This window comes from Pseudomonas sp. GL_135 (assembly GCF_057834665.1).
Window position 1 is genome coordinate 144,958 of sequence record NZ_CM174408.1, and the last position, 26,419, is coordinate 171,376.

At 58.2% G+C, this 26,419-nt stretch carries 22 protein-coding genes, 1 tRNA gene and 1 pseudogene; 16 read left to right on the forward strand and 8 right to left on the reverse strand.

The window, feature by feature from the left end:
• Positions 1-58: 58 nt before the first annotated feature.
• The gene (locus AC3ISG_RS00665) at positions 59-1,813 is read left to right on the forward strand and encodes an ATP-dependent nuclease (RefSeq protein ID WP_489298290.1); all 1,755 of its coding nucleotides are present in this window, start codon (positions 59-61) and stop codon (positions 1,811-1,813) included.
• A 282-nt stretch (positions 1,814-2,095) separates the two neighbouring features.
• Here AC3ISG_RS00665 and AC3ISG_RS00670 read toward each other — a convergent pair whose 3' ends face one another.
• The 4 genes from AC3ISG_RS00670 to AC3ISG_RS00685 all read right to left on the reverse strand — a co-directional run bounded on the left by AC3ISG_RS00670 (position 2,096) and on the right by AC3ISG_RS00685 (position 5,287).
• Positions 2,096-2,809 carry a competence protein CoiA gene (locus AC3ISG_RS00670; protein ID WP_489298291.1) on the reverse strand — a complete coding sequence of 238 codons (714 nt, stop codon included), beginning with the start codon at positions 2,807-2,809 and terminating at the stop codon, positions 2,096-2,098.
• A gap of 40 nt (positions 2,810-2,849) precedes the next feature.
• The gene (locus AC3ISG_RS00675) at positions 2,850-3,656 is read right to left on the reverse strand and encodes a hypothetical protein (RefSeq protein WP_489298292.1); all 807 of its coding nucleotides are present in this window, start codon (positions 3,654-3,656) and stop codon (positions 2,850-2,852) included.
• A gap of 15 nt (positions 3,657-3,671) precedes the next feature.
• Positions 3,672-4,922: a hypothetical protein gene (locus tag AC3ISG_RS00680; RefSeq protein WP_489298293.1), complete on the reverse strand. Its 1,251-nt coding sequence runs from the start codon at positions 4,920-4,922 to the stop codon at positions 3,672-3,674.
• Between the two features lie 288 nt (positions 4,923-5,210).
• Positions 5,211-5,287 (reverse strand) — tRNA-Arg (locus tag AC3ISG_RS00685).
• A gap of 327 nt (positions 5,288-5,614) precedes the next feature.
• On the opposite strand from AC3ISG_RS00685, the gene gabD reads away from it, so the two are divergent.
• The 3 genes from gabD to AC3ISG_RS00700 all read left to right on the forward strand — a co-directional run bounded on the left by gabD (position 5,615) and on the right by AC3ISG_RS00700 (position 9,920).
• Entirely contained in the window at positions 5,615-7,057 is a 1,443-nt protein-coding gene (gene gabD / locus AC3ISG_RS00690) for an NADP-dependent succinate-semialdehyde dehydrogenase (protein WP_489298294.1), read from the forward strand.
• Positions 7,058-7,251: 194 nt separating this feature from the next.
• Positions 7,252-8,532, forward strand: coding sequence for a 4-aminobutyrate--2-oxoglutarate transaminase (gabT, locus tag AC3ISG_RS00695; protein WP_485620707.1), 1,281 nt, complete (start codon positions 7,252-7,254; stop codon positions 8,530-8,532).
• Positions 8,533-8,696: 164 nt separating this feature from the next.
• Positions 8,697-9,920 carry an HDOD domain-containing protein gene (locus AC3ISG_RS00700; protein ID WP_489298295.1) on the forward strand — a complete coding sequence of 408 codons (1,224 nt, stop codon included), beginning with the start codon at positions 8,697-8,699 and terminating at the stop codon, positions 9,918-9,920.
• Between the two features lie 27 nt (positions 9,921-9,947).
• On the opposite strand, the gene AC3ISG_RS00705 is transcribed toward AC3ISG_RS00700, so the two are convergent.
• Positions 9,948-10,925 carry a GGDEF domain-containing protein gene (locus AC3ISG_RS00705; RefSeq protein WP_122536733.1) on the reverse strand — a complete coding sequence of 326 codons (978 nt, stop codon included), beginning with the start codon at positions 10,923-10,925 and terminating at the stop codon, positions 9,948-9,950.
• Between the two features lie 139 nt (positions 10,926-11,064).
• Positions 11,065-12,249, reverse strand: coding sequence for a delta-9 fatty acid desaturase DesA (gene desA / locus AC3ISG_RS00710; protein ID WP_122536734.1), 1,185 nt, complete (start codon positions 12,247-12,249; stop codon positions 11,065-11,067).
• A gap of 177 nt (positions 12,250-12,426) precedes the next feature.
• Between desA and dibA the strand changes: the two genes are divergently transcribed.
• The 6 genes from dibA to AC3ISG_RS00740 all read left to right on the forward strand — a co-directional run bounded on the left by dibA (position 12,427) and on the right by AC3ISG_RS00740 (position 18,594).
• A complete protein-coding gene (gene dibA / locus AC3ISG_RS00715) occupies positions 12,427-14,349 on the forward strand; it encodes a phosphodiesterase DibA (protein WP_489298296.1) in 1,923 nt (640 codons plus the stop codon).
• A 203-nt stretch (positions 14,350-14,552) separates the two neighbouring features.
• The gene (gene oscA, locus AC3ISG_RS00720; protein ID WP_065990977.1) at positions 14,553-14,735 is read left to right on the forward strand and encodes a sulfur starvation response protein OscA; all 183 of its coding nucleotides are present in this window, start codon (positions 14,553-14,555) and stop codon (positions 14,733-14,735) included.
• Between the two features lie 80 nt (positions 14,736-14,815).
• Entirely contained in the window at positions 14,816-15,826 is a 1,011-nt protein-coding gene (locus tag AC3ISG_RS00725) for a sulfate ABC transporter substrate-binding protein (protein ID WP_489298297.1), read from the forward strand.
• A gap of 68 nt (positions 15,827-15,894) precedes the next feature.
• Entirely contained in the window at positions 15,895-16,716 is an 822-nt protein-coding gene (cysT, locus tag AC3ISG_RS00730) for a sulfate ABC transporter permease subunit CysT (protein WP_122536737.1), read from the forward strand.
• Positions 16,717-16,728: 12 nt separating this feature from the next.
• Positions 16,729-17,601 carry a sulfate ABC transporter permease subunit CysW gene (gene cysW / locus AC3ISG_RS00735; RefSeq protein ID WP_074890084.1) on the forward strand — a complete coding sequence of 291 codons (873 nt, stop codon included), beginning with the start codon at positions 16,729-16,731 and terminating at the stop codon, positions 17,599-17,601.
• Between the two features lie 3 nt (positions 17,602-17,604).
• The gene (locus AC3ISG_RS00740) at positions 17,605-18,594 is read left to right on the forward strand and encodes a sulfate/molybdate ABC transporter ATP-binding protein (protein ID WP_489298298.1); all 990 of its coding nucleotides are present in this window, start codon (positions 17,605-17,607) and stop codon (positions 18,592-18,594) included.
• Between the two features lie 238 nt (positions 18,595-18,832).
• Here the strand turns inward: AC3ISG_RS00740 and AC3ISG_RS00745 are convergent, their stop codons facing one another.
• Positions 18,833-19,369 (reverse strand): Mpo1 family 2-hydroxy fatty acid dioxygenase, encoded by a 537-nt coding sequence (locus AC3ISG_RS00745; protein WP_205485971.1) that lies wholly within the window; start codon positions 19,367-19,369, stop codon positions 18,833-18,835.
• Between the two features lie 105 nt (positions 19,370-19,474).
• On the opposite strand from AC3ISG_RS00745, the gene AC3ISG_RS00750 reads away from it, so the two are divergent.
• Positions 19,475-20,185: a Crp/Fnr family transcriptional regulator gene (locus tag AC3ISG_RS00750; protein ID WP_489298299.1), complete on the forward strand. Its 711-nt coding sequence runs from the start codon at positions 19,475-19,477 to the stop codon at positions 20,183-20,185.
• A 12-nt stretch (positions 20,186-20,197) separates the two neighbouring features.
• On the opposite strand, the gene AC3ISG_RS00755 is transcribed toward AC3ISG_RS00750, so the two are convergent.
• Positions 20,198-21,205, reverse strand: a complete 1,008-nt coding sequence (locus tag AC3ISG_RS00755; RefSeq protein ID WP_489298300.1) for an AraC family transcriptional regulator — start codon at positions 21,203-21,205, stop codon at positions 20,198-20,200.
• A gap of 110 nt (positions 21,206-21,315) precedes the next feature.
• On the opposite strand from AC3ISG_RS00755, the gene AC3ISG_RS00760 reads away from it, so the two are divergent.
• From AC3ISG_RS00760 to AC3ISG_RS00780, 5 genes and pseudogenes are all read left to right on the forward strand, one after another.
• Complete coding sequence (locus tag AC3ISG_RS00760; RefSeq protein WP_489298301.1) at positions 21,316-22,386, forward strand: fatty acid desaturase; 1,071 nt, start codon at positions 21,316-21,318, stop codon at positions 22,384-22,386.
• Positions 22,387-22,678: 292 nt separating this feature from the next.
• Positions 22,679-23,260, forward strand: a complete 582-nt coding sequence (locus tag AC3ISG_RS00765; protein WP_489298302.1) for an alpha/beta hydrolase — start codon at positions 22,679-22,681, stop codon at positions 23,258-23,260.
• 135 nt (positions 23,261-23,395) lie between these two features.
• A pseudogene (locus AC3ISG_RS00770) lies at positions 23,396-24,211 on the forward strand (sigma 54-interacting transcriptional regulator); the annotation flags it as partial.
• A 216-nt stretch (positions 24,212-24,427) separates the two neighbouring features.
• Positions 24,428-25,216, forward strand: a complete 789-nt coding sequence (locus AC3ISG_RS00775) for a MetQ/NlpA family ABC transporter substrate-binding protein (protein ID WP_172610077.1) — start codon at positions 24,428-24,430, stop codon at positions 25,214-25,216.
• Between the two features lie 306 nt (positions 25,217-25,522).
• Positions 25,523-26,416: a TauD/TfdA dioxygenase family protein gene (locus tag AC3ISG_RS00780; RefSeq protein WP_489298303.1), complete on the forward strand. Its 894-nt coding sequence runs from the start codon at positions 25,523-25,525 to the stop codon at positions 26,414-26,416.
• The last annotated feature ends 3 nt before the right edge of the window (positions 26,417-26,419 follow it).

Consider the following 26,419-nt stretch of genomic DNA (forward strand, 5'->3'; position numbering starts at 1 on the left):
GCTTAGGATTTCTGCCACAGCACTGAAAAGTCAAAAAAACTTGAAAAGGGATTTTATAATGCGGTTAGAAGCTGTAACAATCAAAAACTTCTGTTCGTGCGCGTCACTAGAAATAGCTCTTAGCGGATTTAATCCAATAATCGGTTATAACAATTCCGGAAAATCCAATATCTTGAGGGCAATTAGCTGGCTTCTACGCAAATCAGTTCTGAGTGAGCACGCGTTCCACGATGTTGAACAACCCGTCATTGTCGAGGGATGCATTAGCGATGTTAATATTGAACTGCTTCCGGTAAACCAGCAGAGTCAGGTCAATCGCTATATCTCTGAAGGCAGACTGCATTTCAGAAGACGCCAGGACGCTCCTAGCGTTTCTGCGGCGCAAATCAAAGTAGATGTTTTGGACACTACCACCGGCGCATGGGTTGCCAATCCCGTTGGCCTAGACAATGCTATCGGTGTTTTATTTCCCGACCCGCTTTATATAGAGGCCATGGATGATGCCGCGGATGATATCGGTAAATTTGCCGCAAAAAACACTATCGGTTTACTGCTGAAATATTCAATTGAGCAAATTCGTAGGAATAACGCTGCGGCATTACAAACAGTGCTTGCAGATCTTGCAACCCTTGGAGGCCACCTTACGGGCCCAACACGCTTGGCGGAGCTTGGGGTACTTGAATCTGATGCTGGGACGCACATTTCAGAGTTTTTTCCTGGGCTCGGTTTACACCTTGACATAGCCACCCCTTCTTTAGAGGACCTCATAAAAGGCGCTACAGTTTCCCTTTCAGATAGTCATGGACATCAGAGGCCATTTACTTCATTTGGGCACGGAGCCCAACGAACAGTGCAGATGGCTCTTATCAAGCTACTGGCTTCGCACGTGAACCAAAGCAATGGCCGAGGCGCCGTCACTGTTCTGCTGATCGACGAACCTGAGCTTTACTTACACCCGCAAGCAATCGAGCTACTACGGGACTCATTGGAATTACTATCCAATCAAAATTTTCAAGTTATATTTTCTACGCATTCGCCGCTGATGCTTGGAAACACCCACGTGCTTAATACCTCGATGATATATCGAAACCAAGCAGGTCAAACCGTATCCCGTGAGAAGCTTGCTACCGCTGCACAGGCAATAGCCACTCACACTCATCAATCAAACGTCATTTTTTCCATTCAAAACTCCACATACTTATTATTCTCCGAAAAAGTTTTGGTAATTGAAGGAAAAACAGAGGGAATGCTGATACCGGTTATATACAAGGCCGTGACCGGGCGAACATTAGCGCAGGACAAATCTTGTATAATCGAGGGTTCTAGCAGCTCATCCACTTGGCCAATGACTCAGATATTGAGAGGAGTTGGCTACAAACCTAAAGCGCTTGTTGACTTAGATTATGTATTTAAAGTCGCACCACAGCTTGGTTTGATAGTGTCCACGGATCCAGATTTCATTAAGTGCAAAGATTGGTTCTCTACGAATGTCGTGGCTGGAGGTTTTGGTTTAGGAACTGACGGATTCCCTACGAAACGCGGGGTAAACGGCGACATCGTTGCGACCCCTCCTGAGCAGGCATTCACAAGTATGGCTTCCGCTAATGCATCTGAAGTAAAGCGATTAGCTAGAAAACTTCGCGAGCAAGATATTTGGGTGTGGGATAGTGGAGCAATTGAATCTTGCCTCGGGATACAAAAAAATGATTTAGCACGAATGAGCTTTATCACAACGACTCAAGCAACTCAGAGTATTAACCATGCTACCAACCCGCGTGCTCTTGAAGAGCTTGTTGAGTGGTTCCAGACATAAGAAATCACGCTTGGGGAGCTAGAAATAACTGAGGTTTAATCCGGAAGGGTGCAGACTTACGTTCCGGGAGTGCTCGATTTCTGGTGTCTAGGCGTAGAGGTTGAGCGCCTCTCGGACTTATTTAAGGTTTTTCCAAATCGAGCTCGCCTATTCCAATGGTCGACACCGCTTCAGCGTCCAACGGACATGTTGGCGCACGGGATATGATTCAGTTGACGTCTGGCCGATGATAGTCACAAGCTCCGCTCAAGAACGGAGATCAGCGATCAATGCCAGACTCTCCTACGCAGGTGGTCGCAGGGCGCCCATGTCCTCCCCTGCAACAGCCATCAGAAACTGTCTAATGGTCAGCCTGGCCAACGCAAACTCATGCTTACCCTGACTAGCGACCAACGTACGGCATGAGGCGTTGGTGGCCAAGTAATAAACGAACCGCCCTTGGTTCAAGAAAACGTGTGCGGTCGACTGCTTCCACTTATCAAGGATCGTGCCCCGGCCCATCCATGTCATTGGATAGAAATTGCGATCATGCAGCATGATGGACTTTGCATCATTGAAGTCTGTCGAGATTCCGAAGCTGAATGATAGTGACGACGTTCTATCCATATTTAGCAGCCAAAACATCTGATGTTCCAGTTTATAAAATGTCTCTCGAGCCTCCCGCTCCTCCTCGCTAATTGAAGAGTGCTGAAGTTCCAGTACCACGCCTTTACCATCCAACCCAGGGCACAGGACGTCCGCTCGATGGATCTCTTGGGAAATTTGATCCCGCAGGAAGACCTCGCAGAACTCAGGGCGAAAAAGTGCCTTCCAAGCCAAATGCCAAGGGCCCTCGGGTTCGCTCCAAGAGTCGCAGTCCCCTTTTTCATGTCGCCAATGCGCTATTTTGAACTGCGGAATGACCGCTCGAAGGGTACCTCCGCAGCCAGGGCACACAGTAGTTTCGCCCTTCTTCAAAGGCTGCCGCTTCAGTCCATCGACCATTGCAGAGATCATCTCTCACTCCTCCGGCGTTCAAGCATCCAGCGAGTCGCGTTCAAAAGATCGTTTTTATAACCTTTTCAACGCCTTCGATGAGGTCGAGAACCTCACTAGCAGTAGGCTCCGTCGTGTTCTTGTGCCCACATTTGTTTCGAATGTCGCCTAGATACTGGATATGCCGATATTGAGGGAGGTCTATGACCGTAGCTGCCTTCAGGACGTCATTTAGAACGGAAATTGTGCCGGACTTTTTAGCTAGCTTAGAATTATCGCACACTTGCTTGAGATGGCCTTCGAGCACCACGCCAGCAACTGCACCAGCAGCACGTGCGAATCCTGCTTTCAGCAGATCCCGTGCAGTGTCGAGTTCTGAGTCATACAGATCAGCCTGAACTAGGTGTTTGATGTCAAATAGTGAGCTTTCAAAGCGCCGTTTAATAGCGTCGACTATCGCAATCTGTTGCGATAGCAATGGGATAGCTGCTTTCTGGTCAGCTTGGACCTCACCCCTCAGGGTCACGCGAAGTCCTTGGCAAGCATCCTCGATACGATAGTTTTCGAAATCGATTTCTTTTCTAGGCTTGGGTTTTTCATAAAAGCGGCTGAAGTCAGAAACACGATCAGGCAATAACTGCCTTATGAGTGGCAACGCTTCAGAGTACCAATGCTGGTATGCGGCACTGAACGGCTTTAGCCCTTTGATGAACGCGTCCGCTTCCTCCTTGGTGTGATCCTTTTTCAAAGCCTTTAAGAATTCAGCGTAACCATACGCTTCCAAATTCAGAGAGTATTGAACATTGCTGGCTTCCGCTAAGAGGGCGTCCAAATCCTTTCTATATTTATCAAGATTTGATATTGACATCGCAGGTCAGTCTCCTCACTTCGAGCCGCTTGGCTTTTCAATCAAACCTTTGGCCAGCTCACGCACTCGCTCGGCGAAGCCAGGAACTGATTGCAGCGCTTCCTTTACCGTGTTTGATGACACAAGCTCATGCCACGGACTGCCATAGCTAGCAGGCTCGACAAAACGCAACGGCTGCTCTTCGAGGCGCATCAAAGCAGACTTGAGAAGCAAGGCTCCTAACGCGGGATCGACACGTGTCGTTTCCTTTCTATATCCCTCGTAAGCTTTGGAGACCGAAGCCTTGAAGGCATAGTCCTCAGCAAGCCTAAAACGTTGGCCTACTTGTTTTGTGGCTAGCCAGGCAAACCAGATCGGAGCCCCTACGGAAATTACCGAAAGAAGAAGATTTAGAGCTAATGCAGCGTCTGAAGCCCCAGGTGTCTTAATTAGCTCTGCCAAGTTTTGCAACTGAGCTTTTCCTAGAAAGCTACCTAGCGCTAAGGATGCGATCAGGCCGCAGACCCACAAGTACATTGATATGCCTAAACTCTCGGATCTCTCTGCGAATGCTGCTGCCAAGCCTTGGCTGGTATTGGCTGAGTAAGCCTGCTCGGCCTTTTCTAATACGCTTGCTGCCTCCTTTGAGATTTCCTCCATTAGGCCCCTCATGCTCTCGGCTGACTCCCTTGCAGAGAATGCTAGGCCCCTGTCGCGCTCAGCTTCACTCAGGAGCAATTGCATCTGAGTTCTTGCATCGCTCAAGCTAGCCAAATTTTCTGGCAGTTGCTCCGCTGCGTCGTGAGCTGACTCAATCTTTGTAACCATAGCGTCGAGACTATGAGACCTTGAGGCAAGTCGCAGCACTTGGGCCTCGATCGATCTAAGCTGGTTCGATGTTGCCCGGCTAGCCAGTGCCTGATCCGCTTCGTCGACTCTAAAGAGAGGTTTGAGAGCGAGTTCCAATGCGTCCAGTGTCAAAAAAAAGCTAGGACAGGCCGCCGCGGCATTTCCCCAAATCTGGGGAACTGTGTGCGTTCGAAGAAATTGGAGGTTCTCGATGAATTTTTCTAGGCGAAGCTGGTGAATGCCTAGATCCTCTGGCGCATCTTCCTGGAGTCGCACACGTACCGAGTCGACCTTGTCTATCAGATCGTCACGACTAATCGCTGGAAACGTCCAGTTGCTGTGAGCGGCAGCAAACGCTGCGTCCGAAGGAACAGTGGCAGTTATCCCGCCAACAACAAGTTCAAGCTCAGTGATGAGCGCACTGATGACATGATGCATTCCAAACTCCTTTTTGAAAGGTGATCTGGTTGGGAAGATTGCCGCGGCACCACATTTACGCGTCGTTATGACGTTGGCACACTGCCCCGGATTTCTATCTGAAGCCGAGGCAGGTCGTAAACAATTGCATTGATCAGTGGGCTGGCAAAATCGGACACATACTTTTTCGGACAAGCAGCTGCAAGCAGCAAAGCGAGCATGTGAGGACAGGGGGAGGGGAATTGCTGTCACCCTGCTGTCACACTTCAAAATGAAATCAGAGCGACAGCCGAGAAACCTAGGAAAATATGGTGCACCTGACGGGATTCGAACCCATGACCCCTGCCTTCGGAGGGCAGTACTCTATCCAGCTGAGCTACAGGTGCAATGCGGGCGCCATAATACTCATCTGGCCGACGTGCGTCCATGCCGGTGACTCACTGTTCTCAATTTCACACGTTTCGGCACATTGGCGGCTACGCTGATCCGAATTCATACCCACCCCAATCCCCAGCCGTTCTTTTTTTCGAACGCACTATTGTCCTTTAACCCTGTTGTCCCTAGGATTCGTTTGAGATTTCAAACGCCCCGCCCGACCTTTCCTCTATTCTCCAATCAGGGCCGGCGACAGTTATATCCGGCGGCGGCCTCGGTCGAGGCGCCCGCACACAACCATTCGCTCCGCCGCGCGCGGTGCTGTTCAGGAGGCCGCAATGCAGCTCAAAGACTCGAAGTTGTTCCGCCAGCAGGCGTACATCAATGGCGCCTGGGCTGATGCCGACAGTGGCCAGACCATCAAGGTCAACAACCCGTCGACCAACGAGATTCTCGGCACTGTGCCAAAGATGGGCGCTGCTGAAACCCGCCGCGCCATCGAGGCCGCTGACAAGGCGCTGCCGGCCTGGCGTGCGCTGACCGCCAAAGAGCGTGGCGCCAAGCTGCGTCGTTGGTTCGAACTGATGATTGAAAACCAGGACGACCTCGGTCGCCTGATGACCCTGGAGCAGGGCAAGCCGCTGGCCGAGGCCAAAGGCGAAATCACTTACGCGGCTTCCTTTATCGAGTGGTTTTCCGAAGAGGCCAAGCGCGTCTATGGCGACGTGATTCCGGGCCATCAGCCGGACAAGCGCCTGATCGTCCTCAAGCAGCCAATTGGCGTCACTGCGGCGATCACGCCGTGGAACTTCCCGGCCGCCATGATTACCCGCAAGGCCGGCCCGGCGCTGGCGGCAGGCTGCACCATGGTGCTCAAGCCCGCTTCGCAAACCCCTTACTCCGCACTGGCTCTGGCTGAACTGGCCGAGCGCGCTGGCATTCCGGCTGGCGTGTTCAGCGTGGTGACCGGCAGCGCGGGCGACATCGGCAGCGAGCTGACCAGCAACCCGATCGTGCGCAAACTGTCGTTCACCGGCTCGACCGAGATCGGTCGCCAGTTGATGGCTGAATGCGCCCACGACATCAAGAAAGTCTCGCTGGAACTGGGCGGCAACGCACCGTTCATCGTGTTCGACGACGCTGACCTGGATAAGGCCGTTGAAGGCGCAATCATTTCCAAGTACCGCAACAACGGCCAGACCTGCGTGTGCGCCAACCGTATCTACGTGCAGGACGCAGTCTACGACGCTTTCGCCGAGAAGCTGCAGACAGCGGTCGCCAAGCTGAAGGTCGGCGATGGCTTGGCTGAGGGCGTGACCACCGGTCCGCTGATCGACGAAAAAGCCGTGGCCAAGGTCAAGGAACACATCGCTGACGCGTTGAGCAAAGGCGCGAAAGTACTGAGTGGCGGCAACAGCCTGGAAGGCAACTTCTTCGAACCGACTATCCTGGTCAACGTGCCGAAAAACGCCGCCGTGGCCAAAGAAGAAACGTTCGGGCCTCTGGCCCCGCTGTTCCGCTTCAAAGATGAAGCCGAAGTGATCGCCATGGCCAACGACACCGAGTTTGGGCTGGCGTCGTATTTCTACGCGCAAAACCTGAGCCGCGTGTTCCGTGTGGCTGAAGCGCTGGAGTACGGCATGGTGGGCATTAACACTGGCCTGATCTCCAACGAAGTCGCGCCGTTCGGCGGCGTCAAGGCGTCCGGTCTTGGTCGCGAAGGCTCCAAGTACGGCATCGAAGATTATCTGGAAATCAAATATCTCTGCCTCAGCATCTGAACCCGCTGAATGGCAGAGTGAAGTAACTGTTCGACAACCTGCGGGACGCGAGAGCGCCGTTTCGCAGGTTTCAGTGGCACCAACCTATTGGTGGCCGGGAGGCCGCGACAGTCGATCATCGTATGCTGTTGCTGTTGACCCCCGCTGCTTGATCCTTGAACCGCGCCGCCCGATGAGCGGCGAATGAGGAAATGATGAGCAAAACGAACGCATCCCTGATGAAACGCCGCGAAGCTGCTATCCCACGCGGCGTTGGTCAAATTCACCCGATCTTCGCTGAGTCCGCGAAGAACGCCACCGTCACCGACGTTGAAGGCAACGAGTTCATCGACTTCGCCGGCGGCATTGCGGTACTGAACACCGGTCACCTGCACCCGAAAATCGTCGCGGCCGTGCAAGAGCAACTGACCAAGCTGACCCACACCTGCTTCCAGGTGCTGGCTTACGAGCCGTACGTCGAGCTGTGCGAGAAGGTCAACGCCAAGGTACCGGGCGATTTCGCCAAGAAAACCTTTTTGGTCACTACCGGTTCCGAAGCGGTTGAAAACGCCGTCAAGATCGCCCGCGCCGCGACAGGCCGTGCGGGCGTCATCGCCTTCACCGGCGCTTACCACGGCCGCACCATGATGACTCTGGGTCTGACCGGTAAAGTCGTGCCGTACTCGGCCGGCATGGGCCTGATGCCGGGCGGTATCTTCCGCGCCATCTACCCGAACGAGCTGCACGGCGTCAGCGTTGACGATTCCATCGCCAGCATCGAGCGCATCTTCAAGAACGACGCCGAGCCGAAGGACATCGCCGCGATCATCATCGAGCCGGTGCAGGGCGAGGGCGGTTTCTATGTGGCGCCGAAGGCGTTCATGGCGCGTCTGCGCGAACTGTGCGACAAGCACGGCATTCTGCTGATCGCTGACGAAGTGCAGACCGGCGCTGGCCGTACTGGCACTTTCTTCGCCATGGAACAGATGGGCGTCAGCGCCGACCTGACCACCTTTGCCAAATCCATCGCCGGTGGTTTCCCGCTGGCCGGCGTGTGCGGCAAGGCTGAATACATGGACGCCATCGCGCCGGGCGGTCTGGGCGGTACGTATGCCGGCAGCCCGATCGCGTGCGCTGCGGCGCTGGCGGTCATGGAGGTGTTCGAAGAAGAGCACCTGCTTGATCGTTGCAAGGCCGTGGGCGAGCGTCTGGTTACTGGTCTGCGCGCCATCCAGGCCAAGTACCCGGTCATCGGTGAAGTCCGCGCACTGGGCGCCATGATCGCCGTCGAGTGCTTCGAGAATGGCGACACCCACAAACCTAACGCTGCTGCCGTGGCGCAAGTGATTGCCAAGGCCCGTGACAAGGGGCTGATCCTGCTGTCCTGCGGCACCTATGGCAACGTACTGCGCGTGCTGGTCCCGCTGACCTCGCCGGACGAGCAGTTGGATAAAGGCCTGAAGATCATCGAAGAATGCTTCGCTGAAATCGCCTGACTTTATGCCGATGAGCCGCAGGCACATTTGATAAAAATGTGACCGCTCCATCAGGAAAAACCTGCTTCGGCAGGTTTTTTCGTCAGTGAGATCAGAAATTTCTCTCTTGGTTTGTCCCCCTTCTCAGTCTTTGACTAAGGTAAGGAGACTGATGCCGGAGAGTCATGATGACCGTTGTAGAGGCGCTAGCCGTTCCCCGCGTGTTGATCGCTGAAGCGGACCCTTGGGCCCGTGAGATGCTCAACGAATTGGTCCTGGACGTACGTTGCGACGCCCAACTGGATATCTGTTCAAACGGCCGAGAGGCCATCGAGCTGATGAGCGGGTACATCCCGGACCTGGTGATCGCATCCCGTGAGTTACCGGGCGTCGACGGACTGAGCCTGCTTCGCGTGCTACGGCAGTTGCGTCGCCAGCCGCCGGTTCGTTTCATTCTGCTGAGCAGTCGCAGCGACAGCGTCAGTGTCCGCGAGGCCGTGCAGCTGGCGCCCACCGCCTACCTCACCAAACCCCTGAACATGGAAGGCCTGCGCCAACGGCTCGAAACGCTGCTGTTGCAGGATGGCGCGCAGGTTGCCTGTGCGGTGCCGGCGTTGGCGCCGGGTGTCGGGCTGGATGCGTTTCTGGAGAAGCGCCGGGAAGTGGCCGATGGCGGGCCGCTATTCGTTGATGTGACGGCGGCGGTGGCCAGCAGTCGAGGGGCGTCGGGTGTTGACCTGAAGCTGCTGGAAAAGGCGTTGAGCCACGACCCCCACGTTACCGCGCTGTTAATTGCTGCGGCGAGCAGCGCGTCGCAACACCAGGGCAAGCCCGTGCAAACACTGGGTCAGGCGCTTGCCGTGCTGGGTGGCACCCAGAGCGTCAACCTGGTTCAGGGTCTGGCGCTCAAGCGCGGCGCGGTGCTGACGGATGCAGCGTTATTGCTTCACGCCACCGAAATCTGGGAGGTCTCGCAACGCACTGCCGAATGCGCGCGCACGCTGGCGCGCAAGCTGGATCTGGATCATGAGCGCTGTTATTGCGCCGGTTTGCTCAGGGGCCTGGGGGAACTGACGGTGCTGCGCTGTTTGCAGGACTGGCTGATTGCCGGCGGTTCGCTGGATGAGGCAACTGTTCGCCGCGCGCTGGCGCAGTATTCGGCCTCGTTCGGCTCGGCTTTGCGTACGCGCTGGCGGCTGCCGCTGGAGCTGCGCGAGTTGATCGCGGCGGTGTATCAATACAACACCGGCGTTTTTACCCGCGAGATTTTGGCAATGAATGTCGCGGGACAAATGGGTTCACTGGGACTTGAAGACCCGCTGCAGGCGCTGGCAAAAAGCAAATCAGCCCGGCTGCTGAAGATCAGCGAGTCGGATCTGGAAGGGGTGCGTCGCAAGACGGTGGCTTAGCCAGAGGCTGATTTCAGAAAAGCAGGCTTATACCAACACGATCTGATTCTTGCCCTGGCGCTTGGCCTGGTACATCGCAGCGTCAGAGCGGGCGTAAAGCGCTTCAAGGCTCTGGTCCTGTTCGCCGAGGTTGGTCAGCCCCTGACTGGCGGTGATACCGAAGGTTTTGTCATTGCACTGAAAGCTCAGGCGCTGAATCTCACGCTGTAACCGCTCGGCAATCTGCTGGGCCATTTCGGGCGCGCAGCCTGGGAATACGGCGGCAAATTCCTCACCCCCAATTCGCCCGAACAGATCCCCACGGCGCAGCGTCTTGCGCCCGCATTCAGCAATGCGTTGCAGCACCAGATCACCTTCCTGGTGGCCGTAGGTGTCGTTGACCAGCTTGAAATCATCCACGTCCAGCAACAGGAACGCCATCGGCGTACCCTGCAGACGCGCCTGCTCGAACTCGCGTTGAGCGCATTCGAAGAAGTGCCGGCGGTTGCTGCTCTGGGTGAGGACGTCGGTGGTGGCCAGACGCTGCAGCTCGTCTTCGAGGTGCTTCTTCTCGGTGATGTCTTCGGCGATGCCCACCACGATCAGGCGCTGACTGTGCTCGACCTGATGACTGACAAAGCATTTGTCGCTCAGCCAGCGGACCTGGCCGTCAGCACGAATGATCCGGTACTCGCGGTCTTCGATGGAGCCCTTCTCAAGCACTTCGCTCAGGCTGCGCTCGGCATAGTCCAGATCGTCGGGGTAAATGCTGTCGCGCCACTCGCTGTAGTCCGCGAGCAGCAAGCCGGCCGAGCGGCCGAAAATGCGCTCGTAGGCGGGGCTGACATAAATCATGCGTTGCGTCTGCCAGTCGAACGCCCATAACACGGCGTTGACGCTGACCAGCAGAGAACTGAACAGCTGCTCGCGCTCGCTGAGGCGCGCCACTTCGGCCTGGGCATGCATCAGCGCCAGAAGGGTTTCTGCTGCGGCGGGTGTCTCAACGTGGGGAGTCTGGTTGTCCATGAGCACTGCATCTCAGAATAAGGTGCGGCGCATGCCACAACATGTCACACAGCATAGTGCGAAGGTGTTAGTGAGATAGGACTAATGGCACTAAGTTCCGATCGGTGCCACCCAGACGAATGGTCACCGATCAACGGCATCAAGCGTGGTGAGGCCGCAGCGAGTAGGTTTTCAGCTGATCGGCGAAGTCACGCAGCGACTGAATACCGCTGGCTTCGGCCTCGTGGATCCACTCCTTGATGGCCGCCAGCATGTCGTGACCATTGCTGCTGGTCTTCGCCCAGATCTGCTGCAGCGCCAGGCGTTTCTCGTAGATCACTTTCAGTGCTTGGCTGTGCTCCAGCATGGTCTGGATGCGCGCTTGATGCTTGTCTTCCAGCAGGCTTGGCTCTCGGGAGAGAAGGCGTTTGGCACGTCGGAACTGATGACGTACAGAGGCATCGGCTTTCGCCAGTTCCTGCGCGACCAACGGCGCGATGACCAACTTGCGGTACTGGGCCATGATCTGGAACCGGTTGTTCAAGATGGCCATCGCCGTGTCCATGTCCAGATGGCCCTTGCCTTCAACGCGGTGCGCAATCGGCGCGACCCGCTGCACTTTTGCCAGGCGCAGCCAGCTAAACACTTTGATCCACGCCCAGCCCATGTCGAACTCCCAGCGCTTGACCGACAGCTTGGCCGAGTTGGGGTAGGTGTGGTGATTGTTATGCAGCTCTTCACCGCCGATCAAAATGCCCCAGGGCACCAGATTGGTGGCGGCGTCGCGGCATTCGAAGTTGCGATAGCCGACCGCGTGGCCAAGGCCGTTGACCACGCCCGCCGCCCACACCGGAATCCACATCATCTGGATCGCCCAGACGGTGATGCCGATCACGCCGAACAGGGCGAGATCGATCACGCCCATGATCGCGATGCCCAGCAGGGGATAGCGCGAATACAGGTTGCGCTCGATCCAGTCCTCGGGACAGTTTTTGCCGTAGATGCGCAGCGTCTCCGGGTTTTCCGCTTCAGCGCGGTACAGCTCGGCGCCTTTGCGCAGCACGGTTGACAGGCCCTTGATGACCGGACTGTGCGGGTCATCGACGGTTTCGCATTTGGCGTGGTGCTTGCGGTGGATAGCGGTCCACTCGCGGGTGTTCTGCGCCGTGGTGAGCCACAGCCAGAAACGGAAAAAGTGCTTGAGCCCTGCGTTGAGTTCCAGGGAGCGATGCGCTGAATAGCGATGGAGATAGACCGTGACGCCGACGATGGTGACGTGTGTCATCGCCAGGGTGACTGCGACCAATTGCCAGACGGAAAGGTCGAGCAGACCGTTGTTCCACATAGGCTGAGTTGCCCTCGGTTGTAACGCGTGCGATGTACGGATCCGCCTAAACGGACCCTGAGACAGAAGGGCGCATTATCACTTAGCTCACAGATAAAAACAGTCGGTGTTTCAGAGAAGCGTCGCAAGATGTTTCTTGTTCTATAATTTCCGACTTTCGCAAGGTCGTTTCTATTTATGTCGAGCATTACCCGGGATGCGCTACGCACCGCAACGTTGTACGGGGTTGTGTCGATGGTGTGGCTGGCGATCAACGACTACGTGCTGCCGCGGCTGATTGAAGAGCCGACTGTACTGGCACGGGCGCAGCAGACCGGCGCTTACCTCTGGCTGGCCCTTAGCGCACTGCTGATTTATCTGGCTCGCTCGCGACTGCTGGGCTTCATGGGCGTCGCCGAGCTGGCGCGCCGGGATGAGGACATGCAGCGTTTGCGACTGGCAGCGGCCGTGTTCGATACCACGCTGGAAGGCGTGCTGGTCACCGATGCCACAGGCGTGATCGTGCATGTGAATCGCGCCTTCAGCGAGATCACCGGGTACCAGCAGGACGAAGTGCTGGGTTTGCGCCCGAGTACGTTTAAATCAGGGCGCCATGGCCCCGAGTTCTACGAACGCATGTTCAAGACCATTCTCAGCGCCGGGCAGTGGAGCGGCGAGATCTGGAACCGGCGCAAAAGCGGCGAGATCTACCCGCAGTGGCAAAGCATTCGTCCGATCAGGGATGAGCAGGGCGAGATCACTCAATTCGTTGCGGTGTTTTCCGACATTTCTTCGATCAAGCATTCCGAGCGCGAGCTGGCGCATCTGGCCCATTACGACCCGCTGACCGGTCTGCCCAATCGCCTGCTGTTCACCGACCGTGCCGAACAGGCGCACACCCACGCACGTCGCAACAAGCGCAGCCTGGCGCTGTTGCTCGTCGATCTGGACCACTTCAAGCACATCAACGAAAGCCTCGGCCACAGCGCCGGGGACGAAGTGTTGAAAGCTGCTGCCGAGCGCCTCCAAACCCATCTGGAGAAGGGCGTCACGCTGGCGCGGCTGGGCGGCGACGAATTCGCGATTCTGCTCGAAAATGCCCAGCAGGTCGCGCAGTCCGCCGAACTGGCGCAGACCATTCTGGAGGGATTGCGTGAGCCTTTTATGGTCAGTGGACAATCGCTGTTTCTGACGGCCAGCGTCGGCATCAGCATCTTCCCCTACGATGCGCTGACCGCCGAACAGCTGTTGCGTAATGCCGACGCCGCGCTGTCTCAGGCCAAGCATCAGGGGCGTGAAAGCTACGCGATGTACACCGCCGAATTGACTGCCCATGCCCAGCGCCGCGTCGAGTTGGCCGCCGAGCTGCGACAGGCTGTCGAGGAGAACGAACTGCGGGTGTTTTATCAGCCGATTCATAACCTCCACAGCCGTTGTATCGAGGGCGTTGAGGCGTTGGTGCGCTGGCAGCATCCGGCGCGCGGTATGGTCTCGCCCGGTGAATTTATCCCCATCGCCGAGCAAAGCGGACTGATCGCCGACATCGACAACTGGGTATTGACCGAAGCCTGTCGGCAGATGGGGGAGTGGCTTGCAGAAGGCGTGGCGATCTCCTACGTCGCGGTCAACGTGTCCAGTCGATTGTTTGGTCGCGGGGATCTTGATCGTCGGGTGGCCAAGGTGCTGGACGAAACCGGCCTGGCGCCGGAGTTTCTGGAGCTTGAGGTCACCGAAAGCGCGATCATGGACGACCCCGACCAAGCCATCGAACAGATGCACCGACTGCGGGACCTGGGGCTGAAATTGTCTATCGACGATTTCGGCACAGGGTACTCGTCGCTGCTGCGGCTCAAGCGCATGCCGGTGCAGAAACTCAAAATCGATCAGGGGTTTGTGGCCGGATTGCCGGACGACGATGACGACATCGCGATCGTCAACGCCATCATCGCTTTGGCACGGGCCATGGGCATGCGCGTGCTGGCAGAAGGTATCGAGCAGGCCAATCAAGCCGGCTTCCTGCTCAAGCACAACTGTGAACTGGGCCAGGGCTACTGGTTTGCGCGGCCCATGCCGGCGGAACAGATCGACTGGCACCATGCGCCGGTTTTTGTCTCTGCTTAAGACGGCAGCATGGCCGCCGCTTACAGGTCCCATCGCCGCTTTTAAAGCGGCTGGCTGACCACACCCTTCGTAAATGCCTTTTGGTTATATCTGAATTCTTAAATAGTATTTTTAAGAATATCTCTGCGTCTCTAATATCGCGCTCACGCCACAAGCAGCGTTTGCCCCCACGCTGCGGCAAAAATCTTTCAAGGAGCACGAACATGAGCGCATCTCTACGTAGCGTTGACGGCCAGGACGAAGCAAGCATTTTGCGTGAAATTCAAAGCGCGCTGCGTGACCTGCGCTTTGGCGCGGTTGAGATCACGGTGCATAACGCGCAGGTGGTCCAGATCGAGCGCAAGGAGAAATTCCGTCTGCAGAATCCGAGCAACAAGCAGGGTTGAGCCACGCTCCCGCATGACGAACACCGCATGACCTAAAACTAGAAAAAGCCAACAACACCATTTGTCCAGGAGCCTGATTCATGTCCATTCGTCGTTATGCGCTGGCCGCGCTCGCCAGTGCGGTGTTTGCCGGTTCTGCTGTCGCCAAGGATTTCACCCTGCTGAACGTCTCGTACGACCCTACCCGCGAGCTGTATCAGGACTACAACGCCGAATTCATCAACTACTGGAAAAAATCCCACCCGGCCGACACCGTGAAGATCAATCAGTCCCACGGTGGCTCGGGCAAGCAGGGCCGCTCGGTTATCGACGGCTCGCCCGCCGACGTGGTGACCCTGGCGCTCGCCGGCGACATCGACGAAATCGCCAAACTGGGCAAGACCATTCCTGAGAACTGGCAGACCAAGTTGCCGGACGCCAGCACCCCCTACACCTCGACCATCGTGTTCCTGGTGCGCAAGGGCAACCCGAAAGGCATCCATGACTGGGGCGACCTGATCAAGGACGGCGTGTCGGTGATCACGCCCAACCCGAAAACCTCGGGCGGCGCGCGCTGGAATTTCCTGGCTGCTTATGGCTATGGCCTGAAATCCAATGGTAGCGATGAAGCCAAGGCCAAGGAATACATCGGCAAACTGTTCAAGCACGTGCCTGTGCTGGACACCGGTGCGCGAGGCTCGACCATCACTTTCGTCAACAACGGTCAGGGTGATGTGTTGCTGGCGTGGGAAAACGAAGCCTTCCTGGCGCTGAAAGAAGACGGCGGCGCCGACAAGTTCGACATCGTCGTACCTTCGCTGTCGATTCTGGCCGAGCCTCCCGTGGCCGTTGTCGAGAAGAACGCCGAGAAGCACGGCACCACCGAGATCGCCACCGAATACCTCAAGCACCTGTACAGCAAGGAAGGTCAGGAAATCGCGGCGAAAAACTTCTATCGTCCTCGTGACGCAGACGTCGCGGCCAAGTACGAAAAGCAGTTCCCTAAACTGAATCTGCTGACCATCGATAAAGATTTCGGCGGCTGGAAGTCGGCTCAACCCAAGTTCTTCGATGACGGCGGTGTGTTCGATCAGATCTACATCCCGCAGTAACTGCAGCGCCCCACGGAATAAAAGGACCCGGACTCGTTCCGGGTAACGTGTGTAAACCAAGGACTTTTATGTCGCGACGCATATCCCCCGTCATACCCGGCTTCGGGCTGACGCTGGGCTACACATTGGTGTACCTCAGTCTGATTGTGCTGATACCGCTTGCGGTCATGTTCATCCACGCGTCCCAGCTGAGCGCCGTTCAGTTCTGGAACATCGTTACGGCCCCTCGCGTGCTCGCAGCGCTCAGGCTGAGTTTCGGCACCGCGTTTTTCGCGGCGATCATCAACGGCGTCATCGGCACGCTGCTGGCCTGGGTGCTGGTGCGTTACACCTTCCCCGGTCGCAAGATCATCGACGCGATGATCGATCTGCCCTTCGCATTGCCCACCGCCGTGGCCGGTATTGCGCTGACCGCGCTGTATACGCCGAACGGTTTCATCGGCCAGTTCGCTGCCGACATGGGCATCAAAATCGCTTACACCCCGTTCGGCATCACCCTGGCGTTGACCTTCGTCACTCTGCCGTTTGTCGTGCGCACGGTTCAGCCGGTGCTGGCGGACATCCCCCGGGAAGTCGAAGAAGCCGCGGCGTGCCTTGGCGCCAAACCTCTTCAGGTGTTTCGTCACATCCTCGTGCCGGCCTTGTTGCCTGCCTGGCTGACCGGCTTTGCGCTGGCCTTTGCCCGGGGTGTCGGTGAATACGGCTCGGTGATTTTCATCGCCGGCAACATGCCGATGAAGACCGAGATCCTGCCGTTGCTGATCATGGTCAAGCTCGACCAGTACGACTACACCGGCGCCACGGCAATTGGCGTGATGATGCTGCTGGTGTCGTTCGTGCTGTTGCTGCTGATCAATCTGTTGCAGCGACGCATCGAAACCCCTAACTGAGGAGGCGCACCTATGTCTGATTCATCGCTCATTGCTGCGTCCTCCGCCAATGCTGCCCGTCGTGGCAGCGCGGTGTCGCGGCGCATTCTGATCGGCCTTGGCTGGTTGGTCTTCGCGTTCTTCCTGTTGCTGCCGTTGGTGGTGGTGATCGGCCAGGGCTTGAGTAACGGCCTCGGCGGATTCTTCGCGGCCATTCTGGAGCCCGACGCGCTGTCGGCCCTCAAGCTCACCGTGTTCGCGGTGCTGATTTCGGTGCCGCTCAACGTGGTCTTCGGTGTCGCCGCGGCCTGGTGCGTGAGCAAATACTCGTTCCGCGGCAAGGCGATTCTGGTCACGTTGATCGACCTGCCGTTCTCGGTCTCGCCAGTGATCGCCGGTTTGATTTACGTGCTGATGTTCGGCGCCCGTGGCGTGTTCGGCCCATGGCTTCAGGACCACGACATCCAGATCGTCTTCGCCCTGCCGGGCATCGTATTGGCGACCATCTTCGTGACCGTGCCGTTCGTGGCCCGCGAACTGATCCCGCTGATGCAGGAGCAGGGCACCCAGGAAGAAGAAGCCGCGCGCCTGCTGGGCGCCAATGGCTGGCAGATGTTCTGGCACGTAACCGTCCCCAACATCAAATGGGGCCTGATCTACGGCGTGGTGCTGTGTACCGCGCGGGCCATGGGTGAGTTCGGCGCGGTGTCTGTGGTCTCGGGCCACATTCGCGGCGTGACCAACACCTTGCCGCTGCATGTCGAGATTCTCTACAACGAGTACAACCACGTGGCTGCATTTGCCGTGGCGAGCCTGTTATTGATCCTTGCGCTGTTCATCCTGCTGCTCAAGCAGTGGAGCGAAGCGCGCATTAGCCGTCTGCGCAAAAACGCGGCGGAGGAATAATTCATGTCGATCGAAGTCCGTAACGTCAGCAAGAATTTCAACGCCTTCAAGGCCGTCGACGGCATCAGTCTGGATATCCAGAGTGGCGAGCTCGTGGCGCTGTTGGGCCCGTCCGGCTGTGGCAAGACCACGCTGCTGCGCATCATTGCCGGGCTGGAAACGCCGGACAAGGGCAGCATTGTGTTCCACGGCGAGGATGTCTCCGGTCACGACGTGCGTGATCGCAACGTGGGTTTTGTGTTCCAGCACTACGCGCTGTTCCGCCACATGACCGTGTTCGACAATGTCGCCTTCGGCCTGCGTATGAAGCCGAAGAACCAGCGCCCGAACGAGAGCCAGATCGCCGTCAAAGTGCATGAGCTGCTGAACATGGTGCAGTTGGACTGGCTGTCGGATCGTTATCCGGAGCAATTGTCGGGCGGTCAGCGTCAGCGGATTGCCCTGGCCCGTGCGTTGGCGGTTGAGCCCAAGGTATTGCTGCTGGACGAGCCGTTCGGCGCGCTGGATGCCAAGGTGCGCAAGGAGCTGCGTCGCTGGCTGGCGCGGCTGCACGAAGACATCAACCTGACCTCGGTATTCGTGACCCACGACCAGGAAGAAGCGATGGAAGTCGCGGACCGGATCGTGGTGATGAACAAGGGTGTGATCGAGCAGATCGGCTCGCCCGGCGATGTCTACGAGAACCCGGCGAGCGATTTCGTGTATCACTTTCTGGGTGATTCAAACCGCCTGCACCTGGGCGAAGACAGCCACGTGTTGTTCCGCCCCCATGAGGTGTCGCTGTCCCGGCATGAAGTGGAAGGGCATCACGCGGCGGAAGTTCGGGACATCCGTCCGTTGGGCGCCACGACCCGTGTGACGCTGAAAGTCGAAGGACAGCCTGAGCTGATCGAAGCGGAAGTGGTGAAAGACCATGACAGCCTGACCGGACTGGCGCGGGGCGAGACGTTGTTCTTCAAGCCGAAGGTCTGGCAGAAGCGGGAGAGCATCTAGTCCGCTCTCTAATCAAATGGACAGCTCGGCCACCGCGCTGTCTGGGGGTAAATACACATCTTGTGGGAGCGAGCTTGCTCGCGAAGAGGCCATTACCTCCGCTAGATTTTCAGCGGCTGGAATCCAGCCTTCGTGAGCAAGGTGGAGCGCCACCCCGATCACTCCCACATTCCTTCATCCGCAGGGAAATCAGCGATGTCCTTCGACGATCGATCTGATTGGTTGTTAAAACACAGTTCTAAACCGCAGCCTTTTTCAAATCCCGCCGGTGCGTCTTGCCCACTCGCGCCTCGATGGCGTGCTGCAACTTCTTTCTCATTCCCAGCAGAAAAGCCGCTTCGGCGACGACAAACAGCGGGCCGATGATCAGGCCTGTGAGGTCGTCGACAAACGCGGGCTTGCGGCCCTCGTAATAATGGCCCACAAACTGAATCACCCAACCGAGTACGAACAACCCGACGCCTGCGCTGAGCCAGACCATGGTGCTCTGTTGCGCCAGGTTCGCGCCGAGCCACAGACACAGCGCGAGCAGGACACCCATCAGTACGCCGAAGAAGGCATCCAGCCGCAGGTAGAAAAGCGTCGCGGCCAGACTCACCAGCAAGGCGGGGGACACCCAAATCCCGCCGAGGGACCAGCTGGTCCAACCGGGGCGTGACAACAGCACGGCCACCGCAATCACGATCAGGGGAATGCCGACGAAGTGGGTAACGATATTGCGGGTGTCGCGGTGGTAGGCCGCGTACTGGCTGAGGTGATCGACGAGGTTTTTCATTGTTATTCCTCTATGGATGCGTGGATCATGCCGCTGATTTTTTAGGCTGAGCCCGCTGGACGGTTCAGCCTGCAACAAAACGCCGGCTATCAAAAGGAGATTCACATGACGAATGGAACCCAATGGCGCTCATGGTTTATCAACGACCGATGGTTCCGCGATCTGCCTGCGCTGTTGCAGGATAGCTTGCTGATCGGCATGCGGCAGCGCCGGGTGACGCCCGGCAAATCGATCTTCCAGCGCGGCGATCCGGCGCCCGGCCTGTACGCGTTGCTCACGGGCTCGTTGCGCATCAATCCCCTCAAACCGCAGCAAGCGGACATGCCTCCGGCAGAAGGCTATCGGCCCTTCTGGTTTGGCGAAGCCTCGCTATTCGACGACCTGCCCGCGACCCACGATGTGTTCGCCCAGGGCGCGGTCATTCTCCTGCACATGTCCCATGCGCCACTTAAGCAACTGCTGACAGATCACCCGCCGTTGTGGCGCCATTTTCGCGAGCTGCTGGGGCGCAAGCTCGGGCTCGCCGTACCTGCCGTTGAAAACATCACCCTGATGCCCACTGAAGAGCGTGTGGCGTTTCGGCTGCTGATGCTGGCCGAAGCCTATGGCGAGATGGACCGATCCGTGCGCAGCGTGCCCCTCTCCGACATGGCATCCAATCGCTGCCTGGGGCTGAGCGGTGAGGTGGTCGAGCGGGTGTTGGGGCAGTTCGCCGAACGGCAGATCGTGCGCCGCGATCATGACCTGATCCATGTGCTGGACACCGAATGGCTACGCGAGACGGCCCTTCATCGTCTGACCGGCGCAGATGCGTGATGGCATCACCGGTCAGCGGTTCAAGCCCTCGCGATACTGACCGGGCGTCATGCCGGTCCAGCGCTTGAACGCGCGGCTGAAACTGCTGGTGTCCGCGAAGCCGAGCAGATAGGCGACTTCGCTGAGCGAGCAACCCGGGTCGCGCATGTGTTGCAGCGCCAGATTCTGCCGGCACTGATTGAGCAGCAAATCGTAGCGGCAACCCTCGTCGGCCAAATGGCGCTGGAGGCTGCGCAGGCTCAGGTGCAGCGTGTGGGCGATGTGCTCGGCCGACGGTTCGCCTTCCGGCAGTTGGGCCTCGATGGCGCCCCTTACCTTGCGCTCCCAGGTCAGTGCGCTGAGTTGCTCAAGGGTGCGGTTGAGCACAGCCTCGTTATGCTCGGCCAGCTCCGGATTGGCATCGTCCAGATGGCTGTCGAAATCGTCGCAGGCGAAGCTCAGCAGGTTGTCCGCTGCGCCGAAGAACAGCGGCGCACGGAAGACGTCATGCCAGGGCTGCGGGTCTTCAGGCTGTGGCCGCATCAGGTGCACGGCCAGCGGCGCGTAATGACGTCCCAGGCGGTTGCGGCAAGTGCGCACATAGATCGCGGCGAAAGCGTCCATGGCCTCATTGGCCGGCATCGGACTGCCGTCGGGCACGCGGAAGCGAAATTCGTAACGCTCGTCCACACGTTCAAAGCTCATGACCAGCGCGTCGCTGACCACCGGGTGATAACGCACGATGCGCTCGAACACCTCACGCAACGAGCCGCTGGCGACCAGCGCGTAACCGAGCGCATGGAAAGTCGTCGGGCTGACGAACCGTGACACCCGCAAGCCCAGCGCCGGATCGCCGCTGGCTTGCACGGCGAGTTCCCAAAAACGGGTGGTCACCGTCACCGGGTATCGCGCGTTGGGATCATCCATCAGTTGCGGATCCAGGCCCGCAGCCTGGCTCAGCGCGAGACTGTCGAGGCCAAGGGCCTCGAGTTGCTTGCGCAGGGCGCGGGTCCAGCTGGCGAGGATGCTCGGCTCAGGCATACAGGTTGGCGCTTCCGGTCTACAGATTGGCGTTCACGGTCAGGCAGCATCCCGGCTTAAGCGGCACAGTGGTGCCACGTTTTTTCATCCTGAAACCGGAGAATGGAAGCATGCACGACACTTCTGCAAGTGCTGCCGGACTGAATGCACAACAACGATCAGCGCATATTCGCGCGGTGGTGTCCGCCCGTGGCGCCGTGCTGCGAGAACGGTATCCAGTGCTGCGGCACCAGGACGCCATCGGCGCCGGCATTCTGTGTTTTGCACTCGCCGGCATGATCGGCAGCGCGGCGCTCTATCTCGGGGGTTACCTGGCCTGGTGGGCGTGTCTGCTGCTGAACGCGTTCTTCGCTTCGCTGACCCATGAGCTTGAACACGACCTGATCCACAGCATGTATTTCCGCAAGCAGCGAGTGCCCCACAACCTGATGCTGGCGCTGGTCTGGCTGGCGCGTCCGAGCACGATCAACCCCTGGATTCGTCGGCACCTGCACCTCAATCACCACAAGGTGTCCGGGACCGAGGCGGATATGGAAGAGCGCGCTATCACCAATGGCGAGCCGTGGGGCCTGGCGCGGCTGTTGATGGTGGGCGACAACGTCATGTCGTCGCTGATCCGCATGCTGCGGGCGAAAACCTGGGCGCATAAATTCAGCATTCTCAAGCGCACCCTTCGCGTTTATGCGCCGCTGGCGCTGCTCAACTGGGGCGCTTGGTACGTGTTTCTTGGCTTCCATGCCGCCAATGGTATTGCCGGCCTGATGGGCAGCTCGATTGGCTGGTCGGCGAATACGCTGGCGGTCATGCACGTCATCGACGTCGCTGTCGTGGTGCTGGTTGGCCCGAACGTGCTGCGTACCTTCTGTCTGCATTTCGTCAGTTCGAACATGCATTACTACGGCGACGTCGAACTGGGGAATGTCATGCAGCAGACCCAAGTGCTCAATCCGTGGTGGATGTGGCCGATGCAGGCGTTCTGCTTCAACTTCGGCAGCACCCACGGTATTCATCACTTCGTGGTGAAGGAGCCGTTTTACATACGCCAGATGACGGCGCCCGTTGCGCACAAAGTGATGGCCGAAATGGGGGTTCGCTTCAATGATTTCGGCACCTTCGGGCGGGCGAACCGGTTTGAACGGGTCGCCGAGAATGACCCGGTGCTCAAGCCTGCGCGGGGTTAATACCTGGCGACCCATTGCTCCAGTCTCGCCGGCTTGTGGAGAATTTCTTCGGATAAAAATTTCTGTAACAACCGCCCCTTAATCTCTGCTCATCCCCGGCGAGCTGGGGGCAGACAGCGTGATTCTCAGGGTCACCCCTTTAAGGCAGGGGGTGGCCCTCTTTTTTGGGCCGTCCCCTGAAGTTGCGGCATATATTTTCGAGCTATTAATAAATAGCTTCTTATTCTTTTTCGAATATATGTCCGATCCCTATACTCGCCCCCATGAACGCAGCATGCAGGAGGCGAAGGCCATGCATAACGAATCGATCCGTTACCTGATCGTGCCAGGCTGGCAAGGATCTGCCGACGACCATTGGCAAACCCACTGGCAGAACAGCCTGCCCAACAGCGTGCGTGTGCAGCAGGCCGACTGGCTCAAGCCGCGCCGAGAAGATTGGGTGGGTGAGCTGCAACGCGTTATCGCGTCTGACACCACGCCGGTGATTCTCATCGCCCACAGCCTGGGTTGCGTCACCGTCGCCCATTGGGCGCAACTGGCGCCACTGGCGAGTTTGCGTCAGGTGCGCGGCGCCCTGCTGGTGGCCCCCGCCGACGTCGAACGGCCCAATTGCCCGCCTGCCATTCGTAATTTTGCGCCGATTCCCGAGCACCTGCTGCCGTTCCCGACCCAAGTCGTCAGCTCGGACAACGACTCAGCCGTCAGCGCGTTGCGCGCGATGGAAATGGCCCGCAACTGGGGCGCGGAAATCGGCATCCTCAGCGGCGCGGGTCATATCAACGTGAAGTCCGGCCATCAACGCTGGGAACAGGGTTTCGCTTACCTGTACCGGCTGCAAGGGCGCATCGAGCATTTCAACCGCCGCCGCGCATGACCACCGCGTTCGCGCCGGTTGTTGCGCCTGGGACCTCTTTTCTCACGATCACTTTCGCCGCAGTGAACCGACAGGCGCTGCGGCCTTTTTTTTAAAAACGCTTCGGTCAATGGATGGCCGGGGCGGGAGCCTGCCATGAGCCTTTCCGACATTTCGAGCAACCCGCTGTTGACCTTCCCTGATGCTGAAAAAAGCCCGCTGAGCATCCGCGCCAAGGCCTTGGTGTTCATCGATCCGCGATCGCGGCAATTGCGTGAAGAGATGGAGCTGCTGGCGCCGCTGGACTTGCCGGTACTGATCCGCGGCGAATCCGGCACAGGCAAGGAATTGCTGGCGCGTCATATTCACCGTGGCAGCGACCGGGCGGGGTTGTTCGTGTCGGTCAACTGCGGTGCTATCAGCTCGACCTACGCCGACGCCGAGTTGTTCGGGTACGCCGCTGGCGCCCACAGCGGTTCTGCCAGCAGTCGGGCCGGCTGGTTCGGCTCCGCAACGGGCGGCACGCTGTATCTGGATGAGATCGCCGACCTGCCCATGGCCATTCAGATAAAGTTGCTGGCCGCGCTGGAGAACCACGAAGTCACCCGCGTCGGCGCCACGCAGCCCAGCCAGGTCGACGTCAGGCTGGTCGCCGCGACCAGCATCGATCTGCGCCTGGCTGTCGCCGCCGGCAAATTCCATGAGCGGCTTTATCGCTACTTGAACGAAGGGCGCCTCGACCTGCCGGCGTTGCGCGAGCAGCCGGGCAACATCCTGCCGTTGGCCGAGTACTTCCTGGGGATTTACAGCCAGCGCTTCGATTTCGAGATGCCGTTGATCAGCGAAGACGCGCAGCGGGTGCTCGAAGCTCATTACTGGCCGGGCAACACGCGGGAGCTGGAGAACGTCATCCACTTCGCGCTGCTGGTCAGCAGCGGCGCGGAGATCCTGCCCGAGCATTTGAATCTGCCTGTTCGCTGACGACGCTTCGGCCCTGGCGCCAAGCGGTGGGGTGGCAAAATGCTCACTGAGAACGAAAAAGCATAACCGCCTGACTAAAAAGTATTGTCTCGGAATAAAAAATCTCGGTACTGTCGGCACCAGCCGCCACCCTGCCGAGGGTCGATCCCGCGGCAGACCGAAGACAAGTCGCCCACGAGGCGACCCGATTTCTATTAAGGACATCGCATGAAGAAGACGTTTCTGTTCACCGCACTGGCGGCTGCTCTCTCCCTGGGCATCAGCGCTGCACAAGCTGCCGAGAAGCTCGTCGTGGGCGCCACCGCTGTTCCGCACGCCGAGATCCTTGAGCTGATCAAGCCTGAACTGGCCAAAGAAGGCGTGGACCTGCAGATCAAGGTCTTCACTGACTATGTGCAGCCCAACGTGCAACTGAACGAGAAGCGTCTGGACGCCAACTACTTCCAGACCAAGCCTTACCTGGACGGCTTCAACAAAGGCAAGGGCGCCACCCTGGTGACCGGCGTCGGCGTACACGTCGAACCGTTCGGCGGCTACTCGAAGAAGTGGAAGTCCATCGATCAGTTGCCTGAAGGCGCAACCGTTGCCATTCCGAACGAAGGCAGCAACGCCGGTCGCGCCCTGCTGCTGTTGCAGAAGAACGGTTTGATCACCCTGAAAGACCCGACCAACGCCTTGTCGACGCCGAAAGACATCGCTACCAACCCGAAGAAACTGAAATTCCGCGAGCTGGAATCGGCGCTGCTGCCGCGCGCGCTGGATCAGGTTGACCTGGATCTGATCAACACCAACTACGCGCTGGAAGCCAAGCTCAGCCCTAAAAAGGATGCGCTGATTCTGGAAGGTGCCGACTCGCCGTACGTGAACTACCTGGTGACCCGTACCGACAACGCCCATACCGACGCGATCGAGAAGCTGTCCAAGGCGTTGACCAGCCAGCAAGTCAAAGACTTCATCAACAAGAAGTACGACGGCGCGGTATTGCCGGCGTTCTGATGAAGGCCTGAACGCGCGATTGCAGCGCGTTTATTGATAAAAACGCGCTTGCCCGCCGCTGTTCCCGCTCCGCTGACGCATCGTCATCGGGTGCAGGGAGTGGTGCCGGGCAAGCGCGTTTTTTGCGTTCAAAGCTCATGGATCGTCAGCGTTCCTCGGCTTGCAACTGCGCTGATGACGACGATGGCCGACGGCCGTCCCTAGGTCGTTCGGCGCTATGCATATGCTCTAACGATATTTAAAATTCGCTTCTTATAGCTTTAAAGTCCTCCCTCCTCAGCCACACCTTTTGGAGTCGGAGTTCTCATGCCAGCAGCCTCCCACGCTTCTTCCGCGCAAGCGCCCGGTCAGCAGTTCGATGTGCGTCCATTCGCCGAAAAGGTGGGCGCGGAAATCGTCGGTCTGGATCTGTCCCGTCCGCTCAACGACGCTGATTTTGCCCGCGTGCACCAAGCGCATCTCGATTATCACGTTGTCGTTTTTCGCGATCAGCACATCACTCCACAGCAACAGATCGATTTCAGCCGCCGTTTTGGCGTTCTACAGATTCACGTGCTCAAGCAATTCCTGCTCGCCCATCATCCCGAGATTTTGATCGTCTCCAATATTGTCGAGAACGGTCAGCCGGTCGGGCTGGGCGATGCCGGCAAATACTGGCACTCGGACCTGTCCTACAAAGAACTGCCAAGCCTGGGCTCAATGCTCTACGCCCAGGAGCTGCCAAGCGAAGGCGGCGACACCCTGTTCGCGGACATGCACCTGGCCTGGGACACGCTGCCCGAGCATCTGCGCAAAGCCGTGGAAGGGCGCAACGCCGTGCACAGTTACACCTCGCGCTACAGCCATGGGCATAACGCCGATAACTGGCGCCCGACCCTCAGCGCTGAACAGTTGGCCCAGGTCGCGGTGGTCAGCCACCCGATCGTGCGTACCCACCCGGAAAACGGGCGCAAGGCGCTGTTCGTCAGCGAAGGCTTCACGACCCACATCGTCGGCCTGCCGGAAGACGAGAGTCAGGCGATTCTGACTGAGCTGTACGCCCACAGCGTTCGTCCGGAAGGCGTTTACCGCCACAACTGGCAGGAGAACGACATGGTGTTCTGGGACAACCGTTCGCTGATTCATCTGGCCGGTGGCACGCCCGATCACCTGCGCCGTCGCCTGCACCGCACCACCATTCAGGGCGATGCGCCGTTCTGATTC

Bases quoted from the DNA above. Each gene is read 5' to 3' on its own strand.
- AC3ISG_RS00745 (WP_205485971.1), bottom strand. From the start codon at position 19,369: ATGAAAAACCTCGTCGATCACCTCAGCCAGTACGCGGCCTACCACCGC.
- AC3ISG_RS00760 (WP_489298301.1), top strand. From the start codon at position 21,316: ATGCACGACACTTCTGCAAGTGCTGCCGGACTGAATGCACAACAACGA.
- gabT (WP_485620707.1), top strand. From the start codon at position 7,252: ATGAGCAAAACGAACGCATCCCTGATGAAACGCCGCGAAGCTGCTATC.
- oscA (WP_065990977.1), top strand. From the start codon at position 14,553: ATGAGCGCATCTCTACGTAGCGTTGACGGCCAGGACGAAGCAAGCATT.
- AC3ISG_RS00705 (WP_122536733.1), bottom strand. From the start codon at position 10,925: ATGGACAACCAGACTCCCCACGTTGAGACACCCGCCGCAGCAGAAACC.
- AC3ISG_RS00780 (WP_489298303.1), top strand. From the start codon at position 25,523: ATGCCAGCAGCCTCCCACGCTTCTTCCGCGCAAGCGCCCGGTCAGCAG.
- AC3ISG_RS00700 (WP_489298295.1), top strand. From the start codon at position 8,697: ATGATGACCGTTGTAGAGGCGCTAGCCGTTCCCCGCGTGTTGATCGCT.
- desA (WP_122536734.1), bottom strand. From the start codon at position 12,249: ATGTGGAACAACGGTCTGCTCGACCTTTCCGTCTGGCAATTGGTCGCA.
- dibA (WP_489298296.1), top strand. From the start codon at position 12,427: ATGTCGAGCATTACCCGGGATGCGCTACGCACCGCAACGTTGTACGGG.
- AC3ISG_RS00750 (WP_489298299.1), top strand. From the start codon at position 19,475: ATGACGAATGGAACCCAATGGCGCTCATGGTTTATCAACGACCGATGG.
- AC3ISG_RS00680 (WP_489298293.1), bottom strand. From the start codon at position 4,922: ATGCATCATGTCATCAGTGCGCTCATCACTGAGCTTGAACTTGTTGTT.
- AC3ISG_RS00725 (WP_489298297.1), top strand. From the start codon at position 14,816: ATGTCCATTCGTCGTTATGCGCTGGCCGCGCTCGCCAGTGCGGTGTTT.
- AC3ISG_RS00675 (WP_489298292.1), bottom strand. From the start codon at position 3,656: ATGTCAATATCAAATCTTGATAAATATAGAAAGGATTTGGACGCCCTC.
- AC3ISG_RS00755 (WP_489298300.1), bottom strand. From the start codon at position 21,205: ATGCCTGAGCCGAGCATCCTCGCCAGCTGGACCCGCGCCCTGCGCAAG.
- cysW (WP_074890084.1), top strand. From the start codon at position 16,729: ATGTCTGATTCATCGCTCATTGCTGCGTCCTCCGCCAATGCTGCCCGT.
- AC3ISG_RS00775 (WP_172610077.1), top strand. From the start codon at position 24,428: ATGAAGAAGACGTTTCTGTTCACCGCACTGGCGGCTGCTCTCTCCCTG.
- AC3ISG_RS00765 (WP_489298302.1), top strand. From the start codon at position 22,679: ATGCATAACGAATCGATCCGTTACCTGATCGTGCCAGGCTGGCAAGGA.
- AC3ISG_RS00740 (WP_489298298.1), top strand. From the start codon at position 17,605: ATGTCGATCGAAGTCCGTAACGTCAGCAAGAATTTCAACGCCTTCAAG.
- cysT (WP_122536737.1), top strand. From the start codon at position 15,895: ATGTCGCGACGCATATCCCCCGTCATACCCGGCTTCGGGCTGACGCTG.
- AC3ISG_RS00670 (WP_489298291.1), bottom strand. From the start codon at position 2,809: ATGATCTCTGCAATGGTCGATGGACTGAAGCGGCAGCCTTTGAAGAAG.
- gabD (WP_489298294.1), top strand. From the start codon at position 5,615: ATGCAGCTCAAAGACTCGAAGTTGTTCCGCCAGCAGGCGTACATCAAT.
- AC3ISG_RS00665 (WP_489298290.1), top strand. From the start codon at position 59: ATGCGGTTAGAAGCTGTAACAATCAAAAACTTCTGTTCGTGCGCGTCA.